General features: G+C 41.4%; 5 protein-coding genes and 1 riboswitch. All 5 genes read right to left on the reverse strand.

The window, feature by feature from the left end:
• Nucleotides 1-144: 144 nt before the first annotated feature.
• Nucleotides 145-726 (reverse strand): ECF transporter S component, encoded by a 582-nt coding sequence (locus I2484_RS04755; protein WP_207149878.1) that lies wholly within the window; start codon nt 724-726, stop codon nt 145-147.
• 209 nt (nt 727-935) lie between these two features.
• A riboswitch (FMN riboswitch) is annotated at nt 936-1,067 on the reverse strand.
• 421 nt (nt 1,068-1,488) lie between these two features.
• Nucleotides 1,489-2,718 carry a hypothetical protein gene (locus tag I2484_RS04760; protein WP_207149879.1) on the reverse strand — a complete coding sequence of 410 codons (1,230 nt, stop codon included), beginning with the start codon at nt 2,716-2,718 and terminating at the stop codon, nt 1,489-1,491.
• Nucleotides 2,684-3,247 carry an RNA polymerase sigma factor SigX gene (gene sigX, locus I2484_RS04765; protein ID WP_207149880.1) on the reverse strand — a complete coding sequence of 188 codons (564 nt, stop codon included), beginning with the start codon at nt 3,245-3,247 and terminating at the stop codon, nt 2,684-2,686. Before sigX ends, I2484_RS04760 begins: the two co-directional genes overlap by 35 nt.
• A gap of 45 nt (nt 3,248-3,292) precedes the next feature.
• Nucleotides 3,293-5,077, reverse strand: a complete 1,785-nt coding sequence (locus I2484_RS04770; RefSeq protein WP_207149881.1) for an ATP-binding protein — start codon at nt 5,075-5,077, stop codon at nt 3,293-3,295.
• Entirely contained in the window at nt 5,070-5,789 is a 720-nt protein-coding gene (locus tag I2484_RS04775; RefSeq protein WP_207149882.1) for a response regulator transcription factor, read from the reverse strand. The genes I2484_RS04770 and I2484_RS04775 overlap by 8 nt, the downstream gene beginning before the upstream one ends.
• Between the last annotated feature and the right edge of the window lie 569 nt (nt 5,790-6,358).

Raw genomic sequence — 6,358 nt, forward strand, 5'->3', positions numbered from 1 at the left:
GCGAGCTGCCTAGCTTATGGCTCGTGGCATCCCTTAGCGCTGTAGCGAATTTAATGGGATTCTTTATTACAACATATATAGAACGCAGAAAAGGTCGTCCCGGAAAATACCGGGACGACCTTTTCTATTATAGTTATACTTTTTTTAAGAAGCTAATTGGGTGCGTTGTTGAGCAATCCATTTTTTCATGCTCTTGAAAAGCAACATGGAAATAATCATTAGCATAATTCCTTTTATCAAGTTAAAAGGTAGAATCCCTAAAACAATAAAAGTAGCTAACTCATTCCCTGCCATTGCTGGGAAATTCATAAAATACGTATACATTGGTAAAAAAAGTAGATAGTTCAAGACACTCATGCCGATAGCCATCGAGACAGTTCCAGCAATAAGGCCTCCAGCTAATCCTTTAGATGTTTTGAATTTATTGAAGATAAAATAAATCGGCATAATGAAAAGTACACCAGTAGCGAAGTTTGCAATTTCACCAACAGGAACGCCTGTCGGGCTGCCTGACATGAACCAATGCATGATATTTTTAAGCAGTTCGACCGCAATACCTGCCACAGGGCCCATCGTCATTAATGCCAAAACCGCTGGAATCTCACTGAAATCAATTTTCAAGAATCCAGGTAGTGCAGGTAACGGAAAATTAAACTGCATCAAAACTGTTGCAATACTCCCTAGCATAGCGATGAGAATCATTTTTCTCAACTTTTTGTTAGTCATTTGTTCCTCTCTCCTTTTGCGATTCACTTCAAAAGAGGAAAGGCCGTTCCATCCTATATACGTCGACAAAAAATCCCAAAAGCAAATAAGCTCGAGGGATTGGAAAGGTATACTCAAATAGAGAGTAGAAAAGAGACTATTGCTTTCTCTTTTAACCCACATTTAAATAAGCACCTCTTTTTGTAGACAACACAAAAAGATGGCCGTACCTTCACCTTCTCCCATCCAGACTATACTGTCGGCTCCGGATTTACACCGGTATCAGCTGTTAAGCTCGCGGGCTTGGAAAGTGACTTTCCTTTACCGCCGGTCGGGAATTACACCCTGCCCCGAAGATGAATCAATATTTTGTTACAACTCTATTGTATCCAAAAAAAAACGCTTTGTAAACAAGAGTGTTTACAAAGCGCTACCTATCCACTTTCAGGTCTGTTGATTAACCAAAGTAACCAGCAAATAACTTGATTACACAGTGCTACGTATATAGTTGCATTTGGATTACTTTGGATTGAATGACTACTATACCGTTACCCGGATGTCTTGATGTGTAGGGATGCGACAGGCAACTATTCACAACAGGATGACTGAAAAGAGTGTGGCTAGAAGTGACAAAGTCACTTCTAGCCACACTAAGACCCCTCAGTAAATCTGTCATGAATAGTTAGCCGAAAGCGGACCGGAAATGGTCAAGTAAAAAAAGAGACTATCAAGCCCTTCTCACCAGTATTTTATGCAAATAAATGGTTAATCAACAGACGTGATTCACTTTAATGATAGTTCAAGCGGATTAGATCCAAGCGGCACCGGTAAGGGCTGATTGAAGTTAAAACCGTTCCATTCTTCTTGGACGACACCTTCAAATTGAAGCTGTTCACCAAAACTAGCTGCTGTTAGGAGCATTCCCTCAACCATTTGCATCGCTTTTTCCGGCTCCATTGCGTCCAAATCTAGCGGTTTGGCAAATTTGACGGTTGTCAATTTGTCATTTATCTCTACTTCAAAATCTATAGTGCTTGGAATGACTGGTTGAAAAACATCATTTGGTTTTACTTTCATCTGCTGCAATGCCTCGGTTAGCGATGGCTGCGGCTGTGAAAAGTTCGATGATAAAAACTGCTGTCCATCTTGTTGTTCAAACATATAGTAATTAATATGAGTACGACCACTCTTCAAAATCATCGGCGTGCTCGGTTGACCCGCTTCAGAGAACATGGTCGCAGTTCCATCCTCGTTCTCAAATCGGACCTCCTGATAGCCGTAAAACGTATCTTGTAAAGAGTTTAGATATACTTCCATCGAAGCTGAAGCTATGTCATAACCATGGTCTTTCGGCAGCTGGTGGATAATTAGAAGATTATCAACGGTTATGTCGCCTTTATAAGGATGATACTCTTGAAAACCAAGTGCACTTTCGTCAATACGATCTGCATACTTTTCATACAAATCATAACTCGTTGGTTTCAAAAAACCAAAATCCTCTTCGATTTGACTATTCGGAATGATAAATGTAACGGGGATACTTAAAGCTTGATCACCCGCAAGACCTAAGTGGAATAGTGTACTATCGATAACATCTTCGGAGTAGACAGCAAAATGGTGTGTCTCCCCTGTTTCAGATGCCATCATAGTAGAGGATCTATCCATTGTGCCCATTTCCGTTTTTTCTTCAGTAATCGATTCATTTTCCAATTTAGCGCCTCTTGCTGGGGAACCGGAATCTTCACTCATCATTTTGCTCTCGGCACTTTGGTCTTTCATTGACACTTCATTTTGACCAAGCATAGAAGGCACCAACAGGCCAATAACGAGCAAAGCAGCCACAGCGACAAGTGCTGGCATCCACTTCTTCGATTTTTCACGGCGCGGTGCGTTCAGCCGTTCATCTGCCTTCAGCCGTGCCAGTATTTCCGACATTGGACGATTATCAGATACGTCAGGCATATCACCTAGGAGTTTTTCAATCTTGTTGTCGTTCCAATTTTTGTGGGTCATTTAGTTTCCCCCCTTCTGTCGGAAGTGCATTCAATTTCTTTTGCAGTGCCTTGATTGCCCTATGTTGTGTCGTTTTCACTTTCCCCTCTGTCCAGCCAAGTATTTCGGCCGTTTCAGCTATGGAAAGATCCTGGAAATAACGCATGATGATGACCATTTTTTGATCCCCTGTGCACGTGTTAAGCGCCTGTAATAGCTCTTGCATCTCTTCGCTGAGTGTTACGAGTTCATCAGGGAGGATTCCCGTCGATACGAGCTCACTCTTTTCCCAGTCGAATTTATCGAAAAGATGTTTTTTACGCACTGTATTTTTTCTAAAATGGTCAATCGCGACATTTTTGGCAATTGAAAAAAGCCATGTCTTTTCCGAACTTTTCCCTTCAAAACCGACATATGCACGTAGTACCCTCACATACACTTCTTGCATGAGGTCCTCAGCGTGGTCACGGTCTCTTGTCAAATAGATAAGAAACTTGAACACATCTTGGTGGTACTGTTCATAAAGCCGGTGGAAAACGGAGTCGTTCATGAAATCCCCCCGTTCTATCAATTAGTCGTATTTCAAGCTATTAAGTTACATCTTTTTTAAGGGCAATATGCAACTGAAAATCGTTCCTTCAGTGTTACCTCTTGTTGCAATAATCTTGCCGCCATGTGAGTCGATAATACTTTTGGCAATGGCGAGGCCGAGACCCGTTCCGCCCTTCCCTCTAGTTCTCGCTTTATCTGCTTTGTAGAAACGTTCAAAGATATATGGCAAATCATCTTGTGGAATTCCAACACCTGTATCTGTCACTGTTATTTCAATCATATCAATTTGTTTTTGTATTCCTAGTTTAACACTTCCCCCATCAGGCGTATGACGGATTGCATTGTCAATTAAATTCGTAAAGACTTGCTCCATACGGTCTTCATCTACATTCGAAATGAGTTCTGTATCTTCCGTGAAGTCGAAAGACAAATCGACATTTGCTTCACGAGCAACTTGCATGAATTTATTAACTATCCGGTCGAGGAATGGAATCATCGATAGATCATCTTTGTAAAGTCGCATATGGCCTGATTCCATTCTTGCCAGATTGAGAAGATCCGTCACGAGTCTACCCATTCTTTTCGATTCATCGTGTATGATCTGTACCATCTCATCGCGTTCTTCATCACTTGTTATTACGCCGTCAATAATTGCTTCACTGTAGCCCTGAAGCATAGATATCGGCGTCCGAAGTTCATGGGAAACGTTTGCGATGAAATCGGATCTAAGTTTCTCCAGTTTATGCTGATCTGTCATATCACGTAAGACAGCAACCGCCCCGCGAATACTATTTCCGCTATACAATGGACTGATAGAAATCCCATAGAACTGCCCGCCTAATTCCAATTCGTCTTCGACTTCTTCGGAAAACGATATAACATGCTCAAGCATATGAAAAATCGCCGGCGGTATGTGGCGATTGCCCTCTTGTGCTCCGTTTTTAAAATACCAATTTTGCAATAGCTGTTCAGCTTGTGGATTACTTAGCAGGATTGTGTAATCTCGATTGAATGTAATGACAGCATCAGTCATAGATGTAAGGATGCTTGAAAGCTGCTCTTTGTCCTGATTAATAAGTTCAACATGGTATTTAAGCTGTCTCCCCATCTGATTAAATGCAGTTGCAAGCTGACCAATTTCATCATTTTGCATAACAGGCAATCTTGTATCGAAATTCCCTTTCGATAATTCAAATGCTGCCTGCCTCAATCCACGTAAAGGGGAAGTAATTCTCGTTGACAGGAAAAATGCGAAAAATGTCGTTAAAATAAAAGCAATAAATGCTGACAAGAATACGATACGTGTTGTGCTTTCTGTTGTCCTATGGACGGCTTCAAGGCTTTGATAAATGATAACCGAGCTGCCAAGTTGCTGCCCTTTTTCAAGTGGATAGGAGAGTACAAGGTATTGCTCCATGACATTTTCTTCATTGATCGAAGGTAAAATCATCTCTTTAACAACCGGAGTTTTCTTTTTTTGATTTGCGTAAAACATGGATTCGTAGAGCACTTTACTCTCTATTCTATCTGTGTTCAATCCGTTATTGAATGAATGCGTAACTTCCCCATTAGAATCGACAATCATCGCATTCGTTTCATCGTCAAGAATGTCATCAATAATCAGTTTCATCGAAGATTCACTTTCATGGTCGTTAACAATTTTCCCAATTGTCGTTGCTTCCCTTCGCAATGACTCCTCGGCCTGTTGTGTATGGAAGTTGTCAAGGAATTCGAGGAGCAATGCAGTAACAATAAACAATACAAAAGAAACGAGAAGCAATATGGTTGCCCATAGCTTCCCGACAATTGAATTCCAAATTCTATTCATTAGGAATCTCGAACTTGTAACCGACTCCCCAAACCGTAACAATCATTTTTGCTGCTTGTTCAGATACACGGCTTAGCTTTTCACGTAGTCGTTTGACATGCGTATCTACTGTACGAAGATCGCCGAAAAATTCATAGTGCCACACTTCTTTTAACAGCTGCTCTCTATCGAATACTTTGTCAGGTGATTTCGCAAGAAAATAGAGCAATTCATACTCTTTCGGAGTCAGCCCCACTTCTTCTCCTTCAGCTGTGACCCGGTGTGCATCGTGATCTATCGTTAATTGAGGGAAGACGACCAAGTCCTTCGACGTAGATGATGAAGCGGCACCTGGAAACGTCACAGACCTTCTTAGAATTGCTTTAACCCGTAGAACAACTTCTCTCGGACTGAAAGGCTTCACTATGTAATCATCAGCACCCGACTCAAAACCAGTTACTCTGTCTGCCTCTTCGCCTTTTGCCGTTAGCATCATGACAGGCGTCATAATTTTCTTTTCTCTTAGTTCTTCTAATACTTCTAATCCATCTTTTTCAGGCATCATTAAATCAAGTAAAATACAATCATAATTATTCACAAGCGCTTTTTCGAGTGCATCCGCACCATCGACAGCCTCTTCGACTTCATACCCTTCACGAGTAAGATACATATTCAACAGACGACGGATCCTCTCCTCATCGTCTACTACTAACAACGTCACTTTTTCTTCCATAAATGATTACCCCTTTCAACTAGCTACTACTACCATTGTACAAGTCGTTGTTCAAAAAAGAAACAGAAAAGCCGTAGCGACGTTCTTAGCCGCAACTCTCAAATGGCAAATCGATGACTAGTTAGAACAAAAATGAAACTACTACCACCATATCCATTTTCACCAACCAAGCATATTACCTCGGCTACCAATCATAAACTTCCCACGAACGAGCATATATCTCGCCTACCAATCATATATTACGAACGACCGAGCATATAACATCGCCTACCAATCATATAGGTCCCCAAGGCCTTGACGTCGAATCTCCTCATTCCAACTCATCCGCAGTATCGGACTTTATTATTCCCCTATATACGTTAAATATGTATATACCTGCATAAACCGAGCGAAAGCGCCGGAGTTTATTTGGAGGAGTTCCCCATTACCACTTATAGAACCAATCGAGTAGGAGGGAGTGATTAACTCCCGACCTCTCACACCACCGTACGTACCGTTCGGTATACGGCGGTTCAATTAAGATAAATAACGCAGGGTTTCATAACGAGCTTGCAGACTTTTGAGCCCTT

The sequence above is a fragment of the Sporosarcina sp. E16_8 genome, from assembly GCF_017347095.1.
Taxonomy (GTDB): domain Bacteria; phylum Bacillota; class Bacilli; order Bacillales_A; family Planococcaceae; genus Sporosarcina.

What these genes read in the sequence shown, in the direction of transcription:
- sigX (WP_207149880.1), bottom strand. Translation starts at nt 3,247, where the DNA reads ATGAACGACTCCGTTTTCCACCGGCTTTATGAACAGTACCACCAAGAT.
- I2484_RS04760 (WP_207149879.1), bottom strand. Translation starts at nt 2,718, where the DNA reads ATGACCCACAAAAATTGGAACGACAACAAGATTGAAAAACTCCTAGGT.
- I2484_RS04770 (WP_207149881.1), bottom strand. Translation starts at nt 5,077, where the DNA reads ATGAATAGAATTTGGAATTCAATTGTCGGGAAGCTATGGGCAACCATA.
- I2484_RS04775 (WP_207149882.1), bottom strand. Translation starts at nt 5,789, where the DNA reads ATGGAAGAAAAAGTGACGTTGTTAGTAGTAGACGATGAGGAGAGGATC.
- I2484_RS04755 (WP_207149878.1), bottom strand. Translation starts at nt 726, where the DNA reads ATGACTAACAAAAAGTTGAGAAAAATGATTCTCATCGCTATGCTAGGG.